A 21,971-nucleotide genomic window follows, 5' to 3' on the forward strand; every position below is an offset into this window, starting at 1 on the left:
AGCGCTTGCCTTACAAACTTTTAAGATGATCTTTACCAATTAGCTTTCAATGGAAAAGCGCTTGAAATTGCCCAGGGGAGACTGCTCTACCACATCCACCTGGCTCACCCGGGCGGCGGCAGGTCCTTGCTGCGCCCAGGCAATCAGGTGCTGCACGGCATCATCATCGCCTTCCGCCACAATATCAACGGCACCATCTGGCCGATTGCGGACATAGCCGCTGACCCCTAACCGCATTGCCTCTTGGCGGGTGTGATAGCGGAATCCCACTCCCTGCACCAACCCCTGGACAGTGATATCTACTCGCCTCATGCAGCCGCCCGAAGATCATTACTGTGTCAGGTCTTTAGGGTAACCACTCCCCATGTCTATCATGGGGTTTGACCGAGCTTGAGCTGGATTCATAATTTGTAGTAACCCCATGACAACAGATTGGTTTCACTATCACGTCCGGGTTCAACCTCATCACACGGACTATGCTGGCGTCGTTTGGCATGGAGCTTATGTGGCTTGGATGGAAGCAGCTCGGGTGGACTGTTTGCGATCGCATGGGACCGACTTTGCTGATTGGGTGGCTGCTGGCGTTGATCTGCCCGTCGTGGATCTCTGGCTGCGCTACCGGCAATCGCTATCCCTAGGGGCACCAGTTCTGGTCAAGACCCGGTTAGCCCCTCGCCAGGGAGTGCGGCTAGTGTGGCACTACGAAATTTGCCACGGCCAAACCGGCGACACCTGTGTACTGGCTCAAGTCACCCTGGTTCCTGTAGCGATGGACAATCGGCGGATTCTACGGCGACTGCCCCCCAGCCTAGAGAGCGTGATCACCGAAATCAGTGCCGCCGCAGGTCACCGCAAGTCTGGAGTCTGCCATCCTCCATAATGGAGCTAGTCGATTAAGGATATTACCATGAGGACCGTTGTCTCCGTTTGGCTGCGTCGGGGAATCATCCTATGTCTCTGCAGCGTACTTGCCATTGCCGGGGCACCGCCAGCCGTGGCCCAAGACAATGCCGTCGACTATACCCTTACCGATCTAAGCTTCCGGGACTTCGCCGGCCAAGACCTAACCGGTACCTCCTTAGCTGGGGCCGAGGCCCGGCAAGCAAACTTCGCCGGCGCTAGTCTCAAACAAACTATCCTCACCAAAGGCTCCTTCTATAGAGCCAATCTCACTGGTGCCGATCTGTCCTCAACCTTTGCCGATCGGGTGATCTTCGACGAAGCCGACTTAACCAATGCCATCTTCACCGACGCCATCCTCTCCAGCAGCACCTTTACCGATGCCAAGATTGATGGGGCCGACTTTTCGGGGGCAATTCTGGACCGTTATCAGGTCTCGCAGATGTGTGAGCGGGCCGAGGGAGTGAATCCAATCACAGGAGTCGCTACCCGGGATAGCCTGGGCTGCCGCTAGACTATCGAAAGCAGGGGGCGATTGAGGGGGCCGGAATGGGGGTGGAGATGACCTGGTGGACACCGAGTCATGGAATTATGGTGAGTTTGCTGCTGGGCTTTGCCATTGCCCACAGCGGCCTGGCTGCCCTGCGACCTCGAGGTGAAGCATTGATCGGAGCCCGGGCCTATCGCGTGCTCTTTGCCCTAGTCAGCCTGCCCCTAGCTGTTTTACTGATCAGCTACTTCATCCTGCACCGCTACGATGGGGCTCGCCTCTGGAATCTGCAGGGAGTCCCGGGGATGATTCCGCTGGTCTGGGGACTGTCGGCCCTGTCCTTTATCTTTCTCTACCCGGCCACCTTCAACCTGCTAGAAATTGCTGCGGTGCAGCAGCCCCGAGTTCACCTCTATGAAACCGGCATCATCCGCATCACTCGTCATCCCCAGATGGTGGGTCAGGTAATTTGGTGTGTCGCCCATACCCTGTGGTTGGGCACGAGCTTTGCCCTACTCACCTCCCTCGGGCTGATTGCCCATCACCTCTTTGCCGTTTGGCATGGCGACCGGCGCTGGCGAGCGCGCTATGGCAAGGCCTTCGAGGCAGTGCGATCGCGGACCGCTGTCATGCCCTTTCAGGCCATCTTAGCGGGGCAGCAGCCCCTAAAATGGCAGGAGTTTATCCGCCCGGCCTATGGTGGCGTCTTGGTCTTCGTGTTAGGGCTATGGTGGCTACATCCGGCCATGATACGGCTGGCGGAACGGTGGGCTTGGTAACCATAGCCGCTACCTAACTCTAGGCTTGCTTCCTAGCAGAATGGAGAGTCCTCGCCAGGCAACCCAGACATCCAGTGGTAGCATTGCAGAGACTTTGGTTTATCCGTAGCCCTGCGCCCCTGTGAATGACGTCATGGATCTGAAAAAACTGATTCGCGAAATTCCCGACTTTCCTCAACCTGGGATTCTCTTCCGTGACATTACCACCCTATTGGCCAATCCCGAAGGCCTCAAGTATGTGCTAAACACCTTGACTCGCCAGTGTGAAGCCCTTCGTCCCGATTATGTGGTGGGCATTGAATCTCGCGGGTTTATGTTTGGCATGCCCTTGGCCTACACCCTCGGTATCGGATTCGCGCCAGTGCGTAAGCCGGGCAAACTACCGGCGGCCGTGCACTGTGCCGAGTACGAGTTGGAATACGGTACCGATCGCTTGGAAGTCCATCGAGATGCCTTCCCCGCTGGCAGTCGCATCGTGATCGTAGACGATCTGATTGCCACTGGCGGTACAGCCGCTGCCACGGCGAATCTGATTGAAAAAACGGGTTGCACGGTGGCCGGATTTGCCTTTGTGGTAGAGCTCACTGACTTGGGAGGCCGCCAGAAGTTACCGGATGCCCCTATTGTTACCCTGGTCCAGTATTGAGCAGGCAGCCAAACACTGCATTTGTTGATAGAACAATAGATAAGCTTTCCCTCACCCGTGCTCGATGACTGTTACCCCTAAGCCCCCGTCACCCCTGAGTCAGGCCTGGAAAAGCCTGGTTGCAACAGCCACCAGCGACACCACTCTCTATGTTCTGAAACGAGTTCTGCAGGCTCTATTGACGCTGCTGCTAGCATCGGCCTTCAGCTTCTTTGTGATCCAGTTGACCCCAGGTAATTTCTTGGATCAGTACCGCTCCGATCCTCAGATTTCGGCGGAGACTATACGTCAATTGGAAGCTCAGTTTGGCTTGGATAAATCGATCTGGGAGCAATACTGGCGTTGGTTAGTGCAGGTGGTCACCCAGTTCAACTTCGGCATGAGTTTCACCTATCAGCGCCCTGTCGTCGATATCCTCTGGGAGCGCATTCCCAATACCTTGCTCTTGTCGTTTGCCTCCATCCTGATCAGCTGGCTAATCGCCATACCGTTGGGAATTCTGGGGGCAGTTCAACAAAACCGCTGGATCGATCGAGTCCTCAGGGTAATCAGTTACATTGGTCAGGGGCTACCGACCCTGGTGACCGGTCTGTTGTTGCTGTTTGTGGCCCAGATGACGGCCCCGTTATTGCCCATTGGTGGGCGCACCAGCATTAACCATCAGGATCTGACTTGGTTCGGGCAAATGCTCGATATTGGTTGGCACCTGATCTTGCCGACCCTGACCCTCAGCATTACCAGTCTGGCCGGATTACAGCGAATTGCTCGGGGGCAACTGTTGGACGTGCTGCGCCAAGACTACATTCAAACGGCCCGAGCCAAGGGGCTGCCTGAGAATCGAGTGATCTACGTACATGCCCTGCGCAACGCCATCAATCCTCTGATTACGCTCCTGGGCTTTGAGTTTGCCACCCTCTTGGGAGGAGCCTTTATCACCGAGAATTACTTCAATTGGCCGGGGTTAGGACGCTTAATTCTGCAGGCGGTGACGGCTCAGGATCTCTATTTGGTCATGGCTAGCCTGATGATGGGGGCGGTGATGCTGGTCCTGGGAAATTTATTGGCGGATTTGGCCCTAACTGTGGTTGATCCGCGCATTAAGCTGTCTGAGATGAACTAGCCCATGCTCTCTCAACTCTACTATTTGCTACGGTCGCGCCAGGATGGTCAATATTTGGCAGCCCGTGATCAAGCGCAAGACCAGCGCTATTTATTGCTGTTCACCGCTGACTATGATGCCCTCAGCTACTTAAATACTCATGCCCCTGATGTGGCCGAGCAGTTTGCAGTGGAGTCGGTAACCTCTACTCAACTCAAGCCTGTGCTCGATCGTTGGGGGTACAAAGGGATGGGCCTAGTCAAAGACCCTCGCCTGCCCACCATTGAATTCATGGCCCGTTAGGCAAAACCAGTGGCGCTTAGCGGCTGAGGACAAAGACATTGCCTTCATTGCCGCGGCCAATGCGCAGGTCTTCATCAATGTAGGTGATATCTAACCAACCCTGCTGTTCTGGTGGGCGCTCAATGCGAAAATCAACCCCCTTGAGTAGGGATAGTTTGTCTGTAGTGCCTAGGGTGCGAATCCAGGCGTCAGGGGTTTGATACCCCAATAATGACCGCAAGCCAAAGACACCTCGCTCAAATCCCACCTGTACTCGCTTGGTAGATGTCGGCGTGAGGCGGGCGGCTACGGTGACGAGGCCATCCAACAACGGCGGGCCGTTGACTTCGGCAATGTTGTAAAGGCGTTGTTCCTGGAGCCGTATGCACTGATAAATGGGACCGAGGCTAAACAGTGGTACCCGATCAATATTCAGGAGGTCTTGGCTAGTGGTATACAGTAGGCGCCAGTTTCCGTCTAGCAATTCGGGGGTATCCAAGGGCTGGGGGTAGGGATTGCGGTCCTCGAGCCGTGCGATCGCAGCTAGAACCGCTTTCTGGTCAGAGGGACTGGCCAGTAAACCTCGATTTAGAGGGGCTAAGGCCGCTTTTAACTCGGGTTTGCCTAACATGACGGATGCCGTGACCTGAGTCTGTAGATATTAGCAGGGTAGACGGGAACCACCCCGGCATGCCCCCTACAAACCGAAAGATTATCAACTATGTCTATTGTTTTATTGACATTCATAAAAATATGAGTTAACAATCCGATGGTAACTCCTTTGTCGATGTATCACCGAACATTCTGGCTCACGTTGATTGGGCAAACGAGATCCACCTTTGTATACTAAAAGCCGCTATATTTGAGCGACTCCGTACATCATCACCTATCCTATGACTTCACCTGCTTACAACCCTTCTCTGCGCCAGATTCCCCGGAGTCAACCGGCAGAAGTGCTATCCAATCCGCAAGAAGTATCTATTTTGGCTTGGTTAGAGAGCACCGGGCGGCTCAAACCGCGGGAATCTACAGATAATTTGTTAGATGAGCCCGATAACGAAGAAATCTCGGATCTGATGGCCAACGAAGACTCCAACGACGACGACTACGATGTCAGCAGTGATGAGGCCGATGATGAGGATTAGGGCTGGCAAGTGATTACGGCATCTCGTGAATCCTTGGGCGGATCTTAGCCTCGTCCAGAGCCAGATCGAGGGAATCACATCAGGTAGATACTCTAGTCTGGCATTGCCCCTGATAAAGGCCGATGGTCAGTAGTCCTGTAACCTTGTGTGGTGTGAGTGTGTAGGAGATAGTTTGTGGATGCTAAGTTTTTGTCGACCCGATCAGTCACTCCTTCTGGAACTGCCCTGCTCTGGATTTTAGGCCTAGGTCTGAGTCTGGCGGCAATGGGATTGGATCTGTGGTTGGGGCATCCCTTTCGGGCGGGCTCCTGTCTGGCGATTCCCTTTCTGCTGGCAGCCGTGATTAGTAGTGCCTTAGGGTTCTGGGCCGTGCCAGCATTGCGTTCCTTGAAGGCGGGGCAGTTCATCCGGCAGGAGGGGCCCCAGGGACATCTGAAGAAGGCGGGTACCCCAACCATGGGGGGCATTTTCTTTGTCCCGGTGGGCCTATCGGTAGCGCTACTCACCAGTGGTCTGAGTCAAACGGTGGTGGCTGTCTCTGCCCTAACCGCTGCCTACGGTTTGATTGGCTGGCTAGATGACTGGCAGGTGCTGCGTCGCCGCTCCAATCAGGGCATCTCTCCTCGCACTAAGCTGATGTTACAGATCGGGTTTGCCGTCGTGTTTTGTCTGTGGACCTTGGAGTCTCAGTCCACAGCAATTACCACGATGACGGTGGCTGGATTGAGTCTACCCCTCGGCATTTTGTTCTGGCCGCTGGCAGGTTTTGTATTAGTTGCTGAGAGTAATGCCACCAACTTGACCGATGGTCTAGATGGATTGATGGCCGGCACTGGTGCGATCGCATTATTGGGCTTGGGCGCTCTCATCGCTCCTGCCTATCCTGGGTTAATGCTCTTTTGCGCGGCCATGGCCGGTTCCTGTCTGGGCTTTTTGGTACACAATCACAACCCTGCTCGCGTTTTCATGGGCGATACTGGCTCCTTAGCTTTAGGGGGCGCCTTGGCTGCCGCTGGCATACTCAGTGGCAATCTGTTTGGCTTGCTGATTGTCACCCTGCTGTTCTGTGCCGAGACCCTCTCCGTCATCATCCAGGTCAGCTACTATAAGGCCACCAAAGGCCCTGATGGCATTGGCAAGCGCTTCTTTAGAATGGCACCCCTGCATCACCATTTAGAGCTCTCTGGCTGGGGAGAGACTCAAGTAGTCGGCGCCTTCTACCTGACTGCAGCAGCCCTGGTGGTCATTGCCCTAGGCCTTGCTGTCTAAAGGTGGAGCAGTATTGACCTGAACTGTTGCCCGCTTTATCCCACCCTCACATCTGCCAGACACTTGGCAAGCCCCATTAAAGCTGAGGACCCTTATCTTTTCCTCTGCCCTGTTTCAGTGCCAAGATGACATGTCATTGGTCGCTGGATTTGGCCTCTGAGACATCGATCAATAGCCGCTGGATCTAACTGAGGCGTCTATCCCAGGTTGGCTAGGCCCAGTCAGCACCAATAGCCAGCACCAATAGGTGTTGACCTTTGCGATGTCCATTAGGGATTTAGGGCTTCTTGAGCATGCAACAGCTACCATCGACTGGCCCAGGTTGGAAGCAGCAGCTATTCAGGCGCCGCAGTCAGTTGTTGCTCAGTTTTTTACTGGGGCTCGGCCTGATCTTGGGTATTGCCCTGTGGCCATTAACGGCCCAGTCCGAAAATATTCAGTTTCCCCCAGGGGCCGAAGTGATCAACGTGAAAGCAGCGCCCTACTTCGCTAAGGGGGATGGTACCACCGACGACACGGCCGCCATCCAAGCGGCTATCTCTGAGAATCGCATCCGACAGATTTACTTTCCCAATGGCACCTACTTGATTAGTCGCTCTATTCGCTGCACAGAAGCCAGTGGCAGCAACAGTAAACGTTATTTCCTGCAAGGGCAAAGCCAAGCGGGAACCGTCCTTAAGTTGACAGACAATGCTGCAGAGTTTCAGGGTGATGGCATCTCCCCTCGACCCGTCTTAGATTGTGCTATCGGCCCCGGCGCTACAGCGTTTCGCAACACCATTCGCCACTTGACCATCGATACGGGTCGTGGCAACGATAACGCCATTGGCCTCCGCTTTAAGGCCAACAATTATGGTTCCGTCGAGTCAGTGACCATACGCTCCTCTGATCCTGACTATGGGGGGGAAACAGGGTTGGTCTTGGTGGGCGGCCCCCTGCTAGTCAAGCAAGTCACCATTGATGGCTTCAATATTGGCCTCAGCTATGAGGGCGCCCTCTACAGTGCCACAGTCGATGGCCTAACCCTGCGTCACCAGCGAGCCTACGGCCTGTATAACAAACGCCAGGTCTTGAGCATTCGTAACTTGGTCAGCCATAACACGGTCACCGCCATCAAAAATGACGGTGACGGCTATCCGGCTTATGGCTTACTGACGATTGTGGGAGCGACTCTGGACGGCGGCACCTCTGAGGAAGTTGCCATCGACAACACAAACGAGGGGGGACTGTATGTGCGTGATCTCACGACTCAGGGGTACCAACATGCCATCGTCAGCACAATCCAGGGGACCACTCGCAGACTGCAGGGTTCGGTTAAGGAATTTGTCTCCCATGATGTGCTGAGCCTGTTTCCGAGTCCATCGGCCTCTTTAGGGTTGACCATAGCCCCCACCCCAGACGTAATTTGGGATGATCCTCAAGACTGGGTAAAAGTAGACGGCGATGCCGCTGCTGATGATACTGCCACCATTCAAGCCGCCATTGATTCTGGACAATCCACAGTCTATTTCCCCCGAAACAATTACATCGTCAGTGCTCCTATCGAGGTGCGGGGAAACGTGCAGCGCATCGTCGGTATCGGTGGGGCCATCATCACCGCTGCCGAGGGATTTGATACCACCACTAAACCGGTCTTTCGCATCGGCGATGGCACTGCTGACACCGTCATGATCGAAGGATTTGAAGCGAATCTAGGGAGTGCATTCGGCTTTGAACACGCCTCTCGCCGTACCTTGGTGCTAAAGAACCTGGGCATGGATGGTTACCGAAATTTGGTCAGCGGTAATCAGATGTTTCTTGAGAATGTATCGGGTCGGCGTTGGTATTTCAAAGACCAGCAGGTGTGGGCCACTCAGTTGAACCCAGAGGCTAGCCGTGAAAGCGGAGCAATTAACATTGACAACGACGGCGCTGACCTATGGCTCATGGGGCTAAAAACCGAGCGGGACGTGACCGTTATCACCACGAGAAATGGAGGCCAAACAGAGCTTCTGGGGGGCTTTATCTATGGCAATCGACCTATTCCAGAGGGGGTAGCGGGATTTCTCAACGAAGACTCCAGTCAGTCCCTCATCTTTGCCGGGTACAACAGCGCTTACAAGCCTTATGTACGTGAACGTCGCAACGACATCACCAGGGATTTACAGCTTGCCGATCTCTACCCGATGAAATATGGCAAGATGGTGCCGCTCTTTACCGGCTATAGCGCTAACTGATGTCGATGGGAGCACCACGAATTACCGTAGGGCTTGCCGCATTTGGTGGCTGACTAGATCTACTGCCAACGTCAACAGTAGAAAGGCTGCCAGCGTGACTGTCAACCCAGCATAGTCGAAACTGCTGAGTTGCTCTGTTAATCGACGTCCCAGTCCCCCAGCCCCTACTAGGCCTACGATCACGGTTTCCCGCAGACACACCTCCCAGCGATAGAGGCTGTAGGCCAGAAAACCAGGCAAATTCTGGGGTAAAATCCCGTATAAAATCACCTGGCTAGCCGAGGCCCCTAAGGTCCGCAGAGCCCGGGCTGGCCCAGTGGGCAGATTCTCGTTGGCCTCTGCCATCAATCGGCCTAAAATCCCAAAGTTATGGACGGCTAGGGCCAAGGCCCCTGGTAAAATTCCTGGGAACAAGCCATAGAGAAACACCAGGGCCCAGATGGGGGCAGGAATAGCTCGGCTCAGCAACAGCAGTCCCCGACTGCCCAATAGGATGGCCCAGGCACCAATTGACCAGTGCTTCTTCTGATCGCTGGAGCACAACAGTCCCCCGGGCAGAAGCATGGTCTGGGCCCCTAAAAAGGAAAATAGGATGCCGCCACTGCTAGCCAGGCTGATGGCCAAAATCGACATGGCCAGGGTTAACCCCGAGAGCTGCATTAGAGTGGCCAGGGTAGCCCCACTGGGCCAGGTGGGAATAGCCGTCGTCGCAATGTCTGCCAAGAGCGTACGACTGTGAGGAGACCACAGGCGACGCCAATCCAGCTCGAGGGCAATAAAGCAAAGGGGAATGGCGATGGCGATGGCTAGCCAGGACAGGCGGAGTCTCTGCTGAGTTGGGGACCTCGCGCCGTTACTATTTTGGTTCGATCCAGCCTGGGGTAGGTTCAATGCTAGACGGTTAGTGACTCCCAGACGGTGCCGCACCAGGGCGCTCCATAGATCGACGGCACCGTTGAGCAAAATCAGGGCGTAGAAGCTGGTCCAGAGTTGCTGATAGCGGAGGGATTGCAGGCTGAGCAAGATTTCATAGCCTAGCCCGCCTGCTCCAATTACTCCCAAGACAGCTGAGGATCGCAGGGAACACTCGAAGCGGTAGAAACTGTAGGACAGTAGATTGGGGAAGGCCTGGGGCAACAAGCCGTATAGCCAAGCTAATAGTGGCGGCACCCCGGCGGCTTGTAGAGCTTGTAGCGGTTGCTGCGGGGTCTCATCTAGGATCTCGGAAAAAACTTTGGCGACGATGGCTCCAAAGGGAATGGTGATGGCCAGTACGGCAACTAAGGGATCTAACCCTAGGACATGCAGAAGCAATAGCCCCCACAAGAGTTCGTGAATTGCCCGCGGCACCGCCAATAGACTACGGCAGGTCATCCACAGGAGAGGGGCTAGCCATCCCAGGGGGCGACCCACCGGAAATAGGGTGCGCCACCAAGTTCCTGAGGCCAGGATGCCGCCACCGAAGCCGACAAGGATGCTGAGGGTGGTGCCGCAGACAGCATAGGCCAGGGTGACCCCGGTGGCTTTGCCAATAATGGTCAGAAATTCCGGGTCTAAAGCGGGGGTGAGGCTAGCCTGGAAGAATTGCCCCAGTTGAGATAGTCCATCCCAGTTCACCAGGGCTTGTCTAGGTTGGCCGATGCCAGCTTGATGCAGCGACCAGGCGATCGCACCTAACATCAACCACAGCCACCCAGTCCGCCGGGTCAGCAGCGAGGGCCGGGCAGGAGAAGCAGGCAGCGACGGTGTAGCCATTAACAGAAATAGGGTCACACACGGGATAGCCAGGTGATCCTACCGCAGGCTCATACCAGTTTTCACCGGCAAAGCCACTTATATTGGCTTGGGAAGCAAGGAAGCTAGGCTTGCCCTGAGCTACAGTCGTTTCGCCAAGCGACATGAAAGGCGTAGCCTGCCCGGAGGGCATAGGGGAGGCACCAGGGAGGGATAGAGTTTGTCGCTTGAGTGTAGGGAATCGGTAGCATCGCTTGTTTGTGGCCTAGGGCCATGAATCCCGATCTCGTCGCTACAGCTGATATAACTCGGCAATCATAGCCGGGCTCACCTGGGCTGCCGGCGCATCAAATAGCAGGCGTCCCTGCCGCAACCCCAAGATGCGATCGCAATGGCGGTAAGCCAACTCAACATCGTGCAAACTCACCACCAGCGTCTTGTCGCCAGTATCCGCTAGCTGACACAGTAGCGACATTAGCTCCTGCGCCCGTTGTGGGTCGACACTGGCCGTTGGTTCATCCGCCAGAATGACCGACGGGTCCTGCACCAACACCCGAGCCAGGGCAACCCGTTGTTGCTGCCCGCCTGATAGTTGATCAGTGCGGGCATAGAGTTTCTCTGCAATACCGACCTGCTCCAGAGCCTGCGCCGCCTTGGCCACTTCCAGGGGCCAGACCAACGACCAAGCCGCCTGCAACAGGGACCAACGGCCCAGGTGCCCAGCATTGACGTTGTGGATCACCGGCAGATTCAGCACCAAATGGTGCTGCTGGTAGATGGTGCCAATCCGTCGCTGTACCCGCCGCAACTGACTAGGCCGTAAGCGACTGAGATCCTGCCCCAGCACTCGCAACCGCCCCGATGAGATCGGTAGGGAGCCATTGAGTAAGGCCAGCAGTGTACTCTTGCCCGCCCCGCTAGGCCCCAGTAAGGCCACCCGTTCTCCAGCAGCGATAGTAGTGCTCACCTGGCTCACCGCCATCTCGGCTGCGAATCGGCGGCTAACTCGGGTCAGCTGAATCATGGGCGTGGCCATGGCCATGATCACCAAGGAACTACTGAATCTTGCCGATGGCGCGACCCACTGCCTCGATCTGCTCGTAGTTGGCATTCTCGGTAGCCATAAAGGTCTCTGCCCCAAACAACTCCAGGATCGCCTGGTGCTCCGGCACACTGGCATCCAAATCGAGAAATGCTTGTTGCACCCGATCGATGAATCCGGCCCCGTAGCGATCTGTCACTGCTGGGTGAATCACCCAGTGGTAATCGTAATAGGCTGGGGTGCGCCAGATGACTCGTACCCGGCTTTGATCAACCTCTCCCGCCTCCAGACGAGTCAGCCACACCTGCTCATTCAGCGCTCCCGCCTCATAGGTGCCGGCCTCGACCAGCTTGATGGTGGCATCATGATTACCCGAAAAGCCCACCTCCCCCTTGAAATCCTCCAGGGAGACCCCGGCCTGTTGCAGAAAATGTTGCGGCATTAATCGGCCAGAGGTAGACGACTCACTGCCAAAGGTAAAGCTGTGACCGTTGAAGACGCTCAGGCCACTAATGTCATTGATCGGGTCAATTCCACTGTCAGTATTGGCAATGAAGACACTGTGAAACTCAGCGTCAATGTCTCGCTGGGCAATGGCCTGGGCTCCCTCGACTTGCAGGCGAGCCTGCACCCCCGTCAGCCCCCCAAACCAGACTAAGTCAAGATCGCCGACCCTAAAGGCCGTCACCGCTGCCCCATAGTCGGTGACGGGTTGATACTCTACCGGCACCCCGAGTTCGGCACTGAGATAGTCAACTAACTTGCCATACAACCGCTGCAGCTTCTCTGGATCTTGATCGGGGATGGCGCCAACCATCAATGGCTCCGAAGCGGTGTCAGCAGATGGAGTCGTAGTCTCAGCGGAAGGGGTGCATGCGGGCAGCAGTGACGCCATCAGCAGGCCAGAGAGCCCAGCAACCATAGCGCGGCGAGATAGCAACATAGGGCACTTGTGACGAAGACAACATATCAGCTATAGAACAGTATCCAATCCGAGCCGTTAAGAGCCAACAGTAGGATATGGAGACCAGCAGCCGCTATAGTGGGCCTCAGCCTCTATAGACATGCCCCCATGACCACCGACTGGACCTATCCCTATCCCACGTTGTATCCCGGTATTTTACGTAAACGGTACAAGCGATTTTTGGCCGACATCGAGCTAGCCTCGGGTGAGGTAATTACCGCCCATTGCCCTAACACCGGGCCGATGACGGGTATCTGCCATATCGGGGGCAAGGTCATGGTGTCCCATCACTCTAGCCCGAAGCGCAAACTGGCCTACACCTGGGAATTGGCCGAAGTGAACGATACGGTGCCCACCTGGGTGGGGGTGAACACGGCCCTACCTAATCGCGTGATTCAGTCGGTGCTAGAGGCCCATCTGTTGCCAGCCTTAGGGAGTTACCAAACGATTCGCTCGGAAGTACGCTACGGCAATGATCAGAAGAGCCGGGTAGACTTCCTGCTCACCAGCGACCAGGACCAACGAATCTACATGGAGGTGAAAAACACCACCTGGGCTCAAGGGGACCTCGCTCTCTTTCCCGATACTGTCACCGATCGGGGCCAGAAACACCTACGGGAATTGACTGAATTACTACCCAGAGCCCGGGCTGTAATGCTGTATTTCATCAATCGCAACGATTGTTCCCGGTTTTCTCCAGGCGATCAGGCCGATCCAGAGTACGGGCGGTTGCTGCGCTATGCGATCGCACAGGGCTTAGAAGTCCTTCCCTGCCGCTTTGACATTTCTCCCAAGGGCATTCGCTATTTGGGATTAGCCGATCTACAACTCTAGGTCGTCACGGCCTGACCATGTCGCTATCTCCCTTACCCTCTGCTACCAATCGGGTTAGTCGCACTCGTGCCGCAGTCCACTTCCCTTTGATTTCATCGGTGCTCTATCGGCCATCCCTACACTATCCGCATTCTCGCTGAGGGCATTGCCAAAGCCCTATCCGCAAGAATACATAGACATTTCAGCGGCTTAAAGTCACACTTACCGATCTGTATGGATCCCGTGAACTTGACCAGGGGAGCGTGATTCCGCCATAGGTGGCTGGTTTTATAAAAATAGTTGCAGTATTGTCAGCATCTGACATCCGTTCTGCTGCAGGACGCTAGTCCAGTTCTGCAGTTGAGCTAATCCTCAGAGGTCGAAGATGCTTCTGTTCAAGTGCGTAACCACAGCTTTGTGGGAAACCTTTAAAGGGACATCATTCGAACCTGTCCACTGCAGCTTTATCCAAGGTGGCAGCGAGGATACTTCACCTCAAGCTACTACCTATCTATCTGGAAATGGGACACGCAACTCATGAGCAGTTCCGCACAACCTCAACCATCCAATCAGGAACTCGGGGTCTACGAATGTGAGGTAACCCTCAAATTTCGCCTGATCGAGGAAAAGGGCACGATGGCCGACCGTGACCATCTTCTTGAGACCCTAGTAGATGCCTTTGCCTACGGCGACGATGAATACCTAGAAGCCCTGAAATCAAAGGTATCCATCCAAGAGATCAATGAAGTCAACGCCTCTCCGGCGATGCGACGTCAATTGATCCGCCTTCGCAATGCCAGCTGGCTTCATTAGGATAGAGCCAAGAGACTTAGGATAATGTATCCCGATGCCCCAGACGCAGACTAAGAGACGCCGGTGGCCAGCTCTGTCAGGGCTAAGGCTATCACCGAGTCGCGTCATGTTCGACCGCAGTCGCGTCATAGGATTTTCTAACAGAAACATGCCCCTTAAGCAGCAATGTTTGACACGGTATACCCCCTTGGCTATACTAAAAATCGTCTGAAAAACGCGCCCCCATCGTCTAGAGGCCTAGGACACCTCCCTTTCACGGAGGCGACGGGGATTCGAATTCCCCTGGGGGTATATTTCAAGTCTGAAAGATTCTGAAAGATAAAAGGCCCTGAGGATGCCAAAGTCCTTCAGGGCTTTTTACATTTATTGACTAGTGGGTTCATGTGCTGAACTTATCGGGAGAGCTGAGATTCTTCTTATCTAGGTCTTATCTCCATTAATGCTATCTATTCCAATCTGGTTCTAGCATCGCCTCTTGCTATCGGCAAGAATAGTTTAGTGAACGATGTTTATAGCCGCCGTTACTAACTATTGTGCAGTATAGGATCAATTGATCGCTTTAAACTTGACAACTACGGATCAGTCGAGTCGGCTGGTCGACGTTATGTAAAACCAGGTATGTAAAACCAATGTATTGCGTGGTTGCTATCAATTTAAATATTGTCTGCTTTTTCAATATAAGGTCTCAAGCTGTTGAGATCGAGATAGCGATCGGTAGCATTGCGTAGCTCGCGAGCAATCATGCCTTCAGTGGATACTACAGTAATGTGTGTGCTCTTAGAGCGCAGCAGTTCAATGGCCCGTTCAAAATCACCATCACCACTGAACAATACGACCCGATCATACTGATCGACCGTATTAAACATATCTACAACAATTTCAATATCTAAATTTGCTTTTTGAGAGTACCGACCTGAGTTATCGTCGTAATACTCCTTTAAGATCTTGGTGCGGACTGTGTATCCTAAGCTAATTAATGCGTCTCGAAACCCCCGCTGATCCTGAGGATCCTTGAGTCCTGTGTACCAGAAAGCATTGACTAAGCGGAGCCCACCATCTTCATGGGTGAAATATTCAAGGACTCGTTTTGGATCAAAGAACCACCCGTTTTTCTGCTGAGCGTAAAACATATTATTTCCATCTATAAAGATAGAAAGACGCTTCAGGTAGTTCGACATAGAAGGGCGGGACTGATCAACATGAATAGGAGGGGTAATAAGTGTATTTTTGGGTGCCATATAAATTTTAACTGCCGAGGGTTGTTATGGAAAATAGTTGGGATATGCTAGTAAAGTTATATATGAATGACATTAACAGTAAAGAGTCAACGGTCATCGACCTTCTATCTATTGAACCTCTATTTATTGGGTAAGTCAGCGGCCACAAAATTAAAATAAGTAGACATATGCCCCCTGAGAAGAATCCGGAAGGGAAGAACATAGCCTACCGATGACTTGTATGGAGTTTGGGCTTAGACCTTCTTAGAAAAGATTGTCTGAACAGCTGTAAATACCAACCTGGTTATCATACAAGTGAGAGTTAACAGTATAGATAATAAACACTACTTTAGCATAATACTCCTGTTCTGTTGGATTTAGCAGTCATGATGACTGATCCAGATGCGTTGCTCCCCCTTTCCCAAGGACACCTGACATTGTTGGAAGTCTGTCCTCGTAAATTTCAGCATGTCTATCTGGATGGATTATCTGGGCCGATAGATCCTGATCAGTTATACGGTCAGCGATGGGGAAGTCAGTTTCATCGGCTCATGCAACAGCAAATCTTGGGATTGCCGTTGACGCCTTTGCCAGCCGACGGCGCTGATTTGCTGGGGTGTCTGAGCGCTTTGTTAGAGGCAGCGCCAGATCTGTTCCAGAAAGGGGGAACTCCATTCCGCCAGAGTGAGCATCGCCGGACCTTGGCCTGTAATGGTTATCTCCTGACAGGCATTTACGATCTCCTGATATTGACCGCGAATACTGGCCACATCCTTGATTGGAAGACGCATTTGTCTCCCCGCAGTTCCGCAGCCTTGCAGCAGGACTGGCAAACTCGTCTCTATCTCTACTTGTTAGTAGAAACCACCGAGCTACTTCCTGAACAGGTGGCGATGACCTATTGGTTTGTGCGTTGTCGAGATCCTCAAACTGGAGATTGGACACCTCAGCGAGTTCGATTAGGCTATTCCCTAGAGCGCCATGAGCAAACCCGCCGCGATCTTTTGAGGCTGACAAACCAGCTGAGCCAACTCAGGTACCAATCGCGACCGTTTCCTCAGGTGGATATTAGTCAGGGGATTTGCGATCGCTGCCCCTTTGTGATTCGGTGTCAGCGCCACAACCACTCAGAACCTGGAACCAGCGATGGCTGGCCAGCCCCAGCCACTATTGCCGAGGTGCCGATCTAAGCGATCTGGTTAGCTGAGCCCAGGTCTTAGGGGCTGCAGGTGGCTTGATGACGTCTCTGGCAGGTCGGCCCGAACTTGACGAGCATTTGTGATACCTATTATTGATTCATATCAATCATATTTAATAAATGATTGACAAAAGACTATCAAAACGGTGGACTCCTGACCCTCGGGACGCTAAACTTTTCTTTATATAGATTTTTGTCTATCCAAAACTAAGGCTTCATAGATTCAGGTTCGACTTTCCGGCTAGGCTGATCGCAGCAGTCATCTGGTGCGGCTGCAGTAATTACCTGTCTCAGGGCTGGCAGTGGCTAGCTGGCCGACTGCAAAGGCAGTTTGCCTGTCTAGGCGGATGTCGTTAACTGGCTATGGTTTGTTGATGTGACTACCTGTGGGCTTATCATCCATGCAGCAGATTTTGATCCAGAGCAGTTGGCTGATTCCTCTTTATCCATTGCTGGGAGCTGTTTTGACCATTCCCTGGTCTCCAGCCTTCATCCGGCGCACCGGGCCTCGCCCGGCAGGCTACATCAATTTGGTCATGACCCTGGTGGCGTTTCTCCACAGTTTGATGGCCTGTATTCAAGCTTGGGGCGAGCCGGCTCAGATGTACTACTTGCCTTGGCTGCAGGTGACTGGATTTGAGTTCACTCTGCCCCTGGAAATTTCAGCGGTGACCTTAGGGGGGGCCATATTGGTCACTGGCCTCAATCTCTTGGCCCAGATATACGCTGTGGGCTATCTGGAGATGGATTGGGGGTGGGCGCGATTCTATGCCATGTTGGCCTTTTTCGAGGCCGGCATGTGTGCCTTGCTCCTGTGTAATTCCCTCTTCTTCAGCTATATGCTGCTGGAGATTCTCACCTTGGGCACCTATTTGCTGGTGGGCTTCTGGTACAACCAGTCCCTGGTGGTTACGGGGGCCCGCGATGCCTTTCTAACCAAGCGGGTCGGCGATCTGGTCTTGCTGATGGGAGTCTTAGCCCTCTATCCGTTGGCGGGCACCTGGGACTTTGACCAGCTGGCGATCTGGGCCCAGACGGCTGAGGTCGATCCAACGCTGATGACTCTGGTCGCCGTGGCCCTGGTGGCTGGCCCCATGAGTAAGTGCGCCCAGTTTCCTCTGCATTTGTGGCTGGATGAGGTGATGGAAGGGGCGTTGCCCAGCACGATTCTGCGGAATACGGTGGTGGTGGCTACGGGTGCCTGGGTCTTGATCAAGTTGGAACCGGTTATATTTCTGTCGCCGACGGCCTGTGAGATCACGATCGCCATCGGAGCGATTACAGCCGTAGGGGGTGCCCTGATCTCGGCAGCTCAGATCGATATCAAGCGAATCTTGTCTTACTTGACCAGTGCGGTGATGGGGTTGGTGTTCATCGCCGTGGGAGCCCATCAGAGTGAGGCCGCTCTATTGTTGGTGCTGACCCATGCCTTGGCCAATGCACTCCTGACCATGTCGGCCGGCTCTATCATCATTAACTGCATTACTCAGGATGTGACTCAGTTAGGGGGGCTGTGGTCTCGCCGCCCGGTGACGGGACTGTCAATGCTGGTCGGCATAGTTGGCTTTGTGGCCATTCCCCCCTTTGGTGGGTTTTGGGCCTTACTGAAGCTGCTCGATGGTCTCTGGGTCGACCATCAAGGCTTGTTGGTGGCCATCGTGTTGTTGGTGAATTGGGTGATGGCGTTTAGCCTGATGCGATTGTTTGGGTTGATATTTGCCGGATCGTCTCAACAGATGACGATACGAGCCCCTGAGCCTATCTGGCTGATGGTGATGCCCATGACCATTGGCCTGGGCCTAACTCTACACCTGCCCCTGATACTGCAAGGTCTCGGGCTCCTGCCCACCTGGATGGCACTGAATAAGGATATGGCGTTGCTGACGATCTGGTCCAGTCTGTTGGGACTTGCGATCGCAACCTTGATCTACATTACTCGCCTCGTGGACAACCCTACTGCCCTAGTGGAGCGACGCATTCAGCAACTGCTGGCCTATGACTTCTATACTCCTCGGCTCTATCGAGCCACCGTAGTCTGGTTCGTCGATAGCCTATCGCGCTTGACCGACTGGCTGGATCGCTATGTGGTCGATGGGTTTGTCAACCTGGTGGGCTTGGCCTCCGTATTCGGTGGAGAAACGCTGAAATATGGCAACACCGGCCAATTCCAGTTCTACGCCCTGACCATATCGCTGGGGGTAATTGTGATCACGCTGCTGATGAGTTGGCAGTACCTGCCTTGGTAGTGTCCTCCAACAGGGCAACAAGGGTGATCATCATTCATTCGCAATTTATTCACTAGTGTTCGTTTACCGGATCACGCACCATGCTTAGTCCTTTAATTTGGCTCCCCATCCTCGGCGCCTTGGTAATCGGCGGCTTACCCCTACGCGTCACGGGGCAGCAGGCCCGGGCCGGTGCCCTGGCCATATCGGGTACCGCTATTCTCTGGACCCTATGGCTGTTTAGCCAATATGACCTGAATCAAGGCGGGCTGCAATGCCATGAATATTTACCCTGGCTACCGGCGCTGGGGCTAAACTATGACCTCGGCCTGGATGGTCTGTCCCTGCTGATGGTGGCCCTCAACAGCCTGATCACCTGGATTGCGGTATGGAGTAGTTCGCCCCAAATAGAGCGGCCCCGTCTGTTCTATGGACTGTTGCTGTTTGTTAGCGGTGGCGTGGCCGGTGCCTTCCTGGCTCAAAATCTATTGTTGTTCTTCCTGCTGTACGAGCTAGAGCTAGTGCCTTTCTATCTGCTGATTTGCATCTGGGGAGGCGAAAAGCGAGTCTATGCGGCTACCAAGTTCTTGCTCTACACCGCCACCTCGGGGGTATTGATCCTGGCAGGATTCCTGGGGACGGTCTGGCTCAGTGGTGCCACCGACTTCACCTTCCGGGCCGTGATGGGGGAGTCGCTGCCGGTGACCTGGCAGTTTATCCTGCTGGGGCTGTTGCTAGTGGGGTTTGGCATCAAGATTCCCTTAGTGCCCCTGCATACCTGGCTGCCTGATACCTATGTGGCGGCGTCTACCCCGGTGGCCATGCTTCTGGGCGGCGTCCTGGCCAAGCTCGGCACCTATGGCATCTTCCGCTTCGGGCTCACCCTCTTTCCCGATGCCTGGACCACTTTGGCCCCTTACTTAGCGATATGGGCGGCCATCAGCATCATTTACGGAGCGGTTACGGCCATTGCCCAAAAAGATATCAAGCGTATGGTGGCCTACAGTTCCATTGGTCATATGGGCTATGTGCTCCTAGGGGGAGCGGCCTTGACCGATCTGGCCCTGACTGGAGCCGTGACTCAGATGGTTTCCCATGGGGTGATTCTGGCGATTCTGTTCCACCTAGTCGGCATTGTGGAAGCCAAGGTGGGGACTCGGGAACTAAATGTGTTGAATGGATTGATGAACCCGATTCGGGGCCTGCCTATGGTCAGTGCCCTGTTGGTGATGGCTGGCATGGCCAGTGCCGGGATCCCGGGTCTGATGGGATTCGTGACTGAGTTTCTAGTATTTCAGGGCAGTTATCAGGTCTATCCGATCCCCACCCTATTGGGGGTAGTGGGTACAGGGGTGACAGCGGTGTACTTCGTGATTTTGCTGAATCGCACTTGCTTTGGCCGCTTGGATAATGCCATTGCCTATTTTCCCAAGGTGGAGTTTTCGGAACGGTTTCCTGCCTTTGTGTTGGCTGCCATGATTCTGTTTTTTGGCATTCAGCCCCAGGCTCTGATGTCTTGGGGAGAGTCGGCGGCGACGACGGTCATGACGGCGATGACGGAACCAGTGCCGACTCCATCGGCGACCACGGCTGCCCCCTCCTCAGGCTTGACGGTGTCTGCAGCCGAGCCGATGCCTTCTGGTTCCAACCCATCCCCGAATCCGACTCAGCCATGTATTTGATAGAGACGCTACTGGAGGCTCATCTATGACGACGGCAACCCTATCCTCTCCATCTTCAATCATTCCACCGTCCCGCCATCCCCATGCCGATGTGATTCATCGCCTGGAGGCTGGGGGCTCGATGCTGCCGGATACGCCGGACAACTTGATGCAGATCATCGCTATCTATAAGGCCTATGCCGTACCGATGGACTTTTACTGGCGGGATCTGCTCTACATTGCCGAGCGGGTATTCTTGGATCCGCTGCCAGCCTTTAAGTACTTTCTGCCCCAAGAGTATCTGGATCTGCCCAATCACTATGCCGGAGATACCGCCGATCTACGCATCTGGCGGGGACCGGCTACGGCCCATCCGGAGTTGTTGGAGTTCATGGCCCAGGGGGAAGTGAAGCGCAGGTGGCCGAAGCTATTCCATCACCTCTGGCATGACCGGGTGAATATGGAGTTTGCCGAGGCCTGTATGCAGGCGATGTTCTGGCATCAGGATATGGGCGGCCGCTTCAATGATTATTTGTACACGGATGAGTACAAGCAGGCATGCGATCGCACCATCAAGGCCTACTTCAAAGGCAACCCGCTGATGCTGGGCCTGCACAAGCTATTCCCGGAGATGTTCTACGAAAAATGTCGAGAACTCTCCTACTACGCCAACCTAGGGTTGTTCTGGGAGGTAATGGCTCCGGTTTTCTTCGAGATGTCAGACATCTACGACGAGGGCGGCTTCCAGGGAGTCCCCGACGCCATGGATTTCCTAGTCAACGGCATCTTCGCCGTGGCCGGGCGTCCCATCTACCACCATGTCTATATTGACGGCGAATGCTTCGAGTTAATCCCCAAATCCTGTGGCTTCACCTGGCTCTACGAGGCTGCTCTGCCTTATGTGGAAGCCGTGTTCTACCGCACTGCCCCCTTCCGCGGCACCAAGTCCTACAACGCCCAAGCCCACCAAGTGCCTGATGACCAGCACGACTTCCACTACGGCATCCTCTACGCCGATGTCTTCCCGGTGGGCAGTGCCGGCATTCCCCCCACCCTGCTGATGCAAGACATGCTGCATTTTCTCCCCCCTTACCTGCTGGACCATTACCGCCAGTACTGCCGCGGCGAAGACGACATGCTGATTCAACTGGGGATTACCTTCCAACGGTCCATGTATAACGTCACCTCCGCCGTGATTCAGGCCCTGCGCACGGCTCTACTGTATCCCTTAGATGATCCTAATCCGCGCCATCGCCAGGCCAATCGTGCCTTCTTCGAGGCCCAAATGGATCGATTCCTGCGCCCAGAAGCCCGGCTGCGGGATATCCAGCGCCAGGACTATCGTTAGGGAAATGTTGAGTTCTTAGTGTTGAGTTCCTAGTGTCTGCTATAGGGTTTTAATTCAAAACTCAACATTCAAACTTCAAAACTAATCTCACCACTCCTTCCCTTTCCTTGCCCCATGCCCCCGTGCCCCA

General features: G+C 54.3%; 21 protein-coding genes and 1 tRNA gene. 16 read left to right on the plus strand and 6 right to left on the minus strand.

Features of this window, described 5'->3' with window-relative positions; translation table 11 throughout:
- Positions 1 to 39 precede the first annotated feature (39 nt).
- Positions 40 to 312, minus strand: coding sequence for an acylphosphatase (yccX, locus tag XM38_RS24260; RefSeq protein WP_080805094.1), 273 nt, complete (start codon positions 310 to 312; stop codon positions 40 to 42).
- A gap of 109 nt (positions 313 to 421) precedes the next feature.
- On the opposite strand from yccX, the gene XM38_RS24265 reads away from it, so the two are divergent.
- From XM38_RS24265 to XM38_RS24290, 6 genes are all read left to right on the plus strand, one after another.
- A complete protein-coding gene (locus tag XM38_RS24265; RefSeq protein ID WP_080805092.1) occupies positions 422 to 880 on the plus strand; it encodes an acyl-CoA thioesterase in 459 nt (152 codons plus the stop codon).
- Positions 881 to 907: 27 nt separating this feature from the next.
- Positions 908 to 1,414 (plus strand): pentapeptide repeat-containing protein, encoded by a 507-nt coding sequence (locus tag XM38_RS24270; RefSeq protein WP_080805090.1) that lies wholly within the window; start codon positions 908 to 910, stop codon positions 1,412 to 1,414.
- 47 nt (positions 1,415 to 1,461) lie between these two features.
- Positions 1,462 to 2,169 (plus strand): NnrU family protein, encoded by a 708-nt coding sequence (locus tag XM38_RS24275; RefSeq protein WP_080805227.1) that lies wholly within the window; start codon positions 1,462 to 1,464, stop codon positions 2,167 to 2,169.
- A gap of 133 nt (positions 2,170 to 2,302) precedes the next feature.
- Entirely contained in the window at positions 2,303 to 2,815 is a 513-nt protein-coding gene (locus XM38_RS24280) for an adenine phosphoribosyltransferase (protein ID WP_080805225.1), read from the plus strand.
- A gap of 64 nt (positions 2,816 to 2,879) precedes the next feature.
- On the plus strand, positions 2,880 to 3,935 hold the full coding sequence (locus tag XM38_RS24285) for an ABC transporter permease (protein WP_080805088.1): 1,056 nt from the start codon (positions 2,880 to 2,882) through the stop codon (positions 3,933 to 3,935).
- Between the two features lie 3 nt (positions 3,936 to 3,938).
- Positions 3,939 to 4,217 carry a hypothetical protein gene (locus XM38_RS24290; protein ID WP_080805086.1) on the plus strand — a complete coding sequence of 93 codons (279 nt, stop codon included), beginning with the start codon at positions 3,939 to 3,941 and terminating at the stop codon, positions 4,215 to 4,217.
- A gap of 16 nt (positions 4,218 to 4,233) precedes the next feature.
- Here XM38_RS24290 and XM38_RS24295 read toward each other — a convergent pair whose 3' ends face one another.
- Positions 4,234 to 4,827: a PAP/fibrillin family protein gene (locus XM38_RS24295; RefSeq protein WP_080805084.1), complete on the minus strand. Its 594-nt coding sequence runs from the start codon at positions 4,825 to 4,827 to the stop codon at positions 4,234 to 4,236.
- A 262-nt stretch (positions 4,828 to 5,089) separates the two neighbouring features.
- On the opposite strand from XM38_RS24295, the gene XM38_RS24300 reads away from it, so the two are divergent.
- The 3 genes from XM38_RS24300 to XM38_RS24310 all read left to right on the plus strand — a co-directional run bounded on the left by XM38_RS24300 (position 5,090) and on the right by XM38_RS24310 (position 8,826).
- Positions 5,090 to 5,341: a DUF3134 family protein gene (locus tag XM38_RS24300; RefSeq protein ID WP_080805082.1), complete on the plus strand. Its 252-nt coding sequence runs from the start codon at positions 5,090 to 5,092 to the stop codon at positions 5,339 to 5,341.
- Positions 5,342 to 5,515: 174 nt separating this feature from the next.
- Entirely contained in the window at positions 5,516 to 6,610 is a 1,095-nt protein-coding gene (gene mraY / locus XM38_RS24305; RefSeq protein ID WP_088431340.1) for a phospho-N-acetylmuramoyl-pentapeptide-transferase, read from the plus strand.
- Positions 6,611 to 6,903: 293 nt separating this feature from the next.
- Positions 6,904 to 8,826, plus strand: a complete 1,923-nt coding sequence (locus XM38_RS24310; RefSeq protein ID WP_080805080.1) for a glycoside hydrolase family 55 protein — start codon at positions 6,904 to 6,906, stop codon at positions 8,824 to 8,826.
- 21 nt (positions 8,827 to 8,847) lie between these two features.
- On the opposite strand, the gene XM38_RS24315 is transcribed toward XM38_RS24310, so the two are convergent.
- The 3 genes from XM38_RS24315 to XM38_RS24325 all read right to left on the minus strand — a co-directional run bounded on the left by XM38_RS24315 (position 8,848) and on the right by XM38_RS24325 (position 12,545).
- A complete protein-coding gene (locus tag XM38_RS24315) occupies positions 8,848 to 10,599 on the minus strand; it encodes a PhnE/PtxC family ABC transporter permease (RefSeq protein ID WP_256995729.1) in 1,752 nt (583 codons plus the stop codon).
- Positions 10,600 to 10,852: 253 nt separating this feature from the next.
- A complete protein-coding gene (locus XM38_RS24320; RefSeq protein ID WP_187329533.1) occupies positions 10,853 to 11,602 on the minus strand; it encodes a phosphonate ABC transporter ATP-binding protein in 750 nt (249 codons plus the stop codon).
- Positions 11,603 to 11,615: 13 nt separating this feature from the next.
- Positions 11,616 to 12,545, minus strand: coding sequence for a putative selenate ABC transporter substrate-binding protein (locus XM38_RS24325; protein WP_080805078.1), 930 nt, complete (start codon positions 12,543 to 12,545; stop codon positions 11,616 to 11,618).
- Between the two features lie 129 nt (positions 12,546 to 12,674).
- Here XM38_RS24325 and sfsA point away from each other — a divergent pair, with 129 nt between their 5' ends.
- The 3 genes from sfsA (at position 12,675) to XM38_RS24340 (ending at position 14,483) form a co-directional block, all read left to right on the plus strand.
- Positions 12,675 to 13,400 (plus strand): DNA/RNA nuclease SfsA, encoded by a 726-nt coding sequence (gene sfsA / locus XM38_RS24330; RefSeq protein WP_080805219.1) that lies wholly within the window; start codon positions 12,675 to 12,677, stop codon positions 13,398 to 13,400.
- Positions 13,401 to 13,916: 516 nt separating this feature from the next.
- Positions 13,917 to 14,192 carry an Npun_R1517 family heterocyst differentiation transcriptional regulator gene (locus XM38_RS24335; RefSeq protein ID WP_080805076.1) on the plus strand — a complete coding sequence of 92 codons (276 nt, stop codon included), beginning with the start codon at positions 13,917 to 13,919 and terminating at the stop codon, positions 14,190 to 14,192.
- Positions 14,193 to 14,410: 218 nt separating this feature from the next.
- Positions 14,411 to 14,483 (plus strand) — tRNA-Glu (locus XM38_RS24340).
- Positions 14,484 to 14,845: 362 nt separating this feature from the next.
- Here XM38_RS24340 and XM38_RS24345 read toward each other — a convergent pair.
- On the minus strand, positions 14,846 to 15,370 hold the full coding sequence (locus XM38_RS24345) for a LabA-like NYN domain-containing protein (RefSeq protein ID WP_080805074.1): 525 nt from the start codon (positions 15,368 to 15,370) through the stop codon (positions 14,846 to 14,848).
- Between the two features lie 425 nt (positions 15,371 to 15,795).
- Between XM38_RS24345 and XM38_RS24350 the strand changes: the two genes are divergently transcribed.
- The 4 genes from XM38_RS24350 to XM38_RS24365 all read left to right on the plus strand — a co-directional run bounded on the left by XM38_RS24350 (position 15,796) and on the right by XM38_RS24365 (position 21,841).
- Positions 15,796 to 16,599: a PD-(D/E)XK nuclease family protein gene (locus XM38_RS24350; protein ID WP_080805072.1), complete on the plus strand. Its 804-nt coding sequence runs from the start codon at positions 15,796 to 15,798 to the stop codon at positions 16,597 to 16,599.
- Between the two features lie 409 nt (positions 16,600 to 17,008).
- Positions 17,009 to 18,853, plus strand: coding sequence for an NAD(P)H-quinone oxidoreductase subunit F (locus tag XM38_RS24355; RefSeq protein ID WP_080805070.1), 1,845 nt, complete (start codon positions 17,009 to 17,011; stop codon positions 18,851 to 18,853).
- A gap of 80 nt (positions 18,854 to 18,933) precedes the next feature.
- Complete coding sequence (locus XM38_RS24360) at positions 18,934 to 20,514, plus strand: NADH-quinone oxidoreductase subunit M (protein WP_088431342.1); 1,581 nt, start codon at positions 18,934 to 18,936, stop codon at positions 20,512 to 20,514.
- Positions 20,515 to 20,539: 25 nt separating this feature from the next.
- Entirely contained in the window at positions 20,540 to 21,841 is a 1,302-nt protein-coding gene (locus tag XM38_RS24365; RefSeq protein WP_088431344.1) for a CO2 hydration protein, read from the plus strand.
- The last annotated feature ends 130 nt before the right edge of the window (positions 21,842 to 21,971 follow it).

This window comes from Halomicronema hongdechloris C2206, assembly GCF_002075285.3.
In the GTDB taxonomy this organism is placed as follows: domain Bacteria; phylum Cyanobacteriota; class Cyanobacteriia; order Phormidesmidales; family Phormidesmidaceae; genus Halomicronema_B; species Halomicronema_B hongdechloris.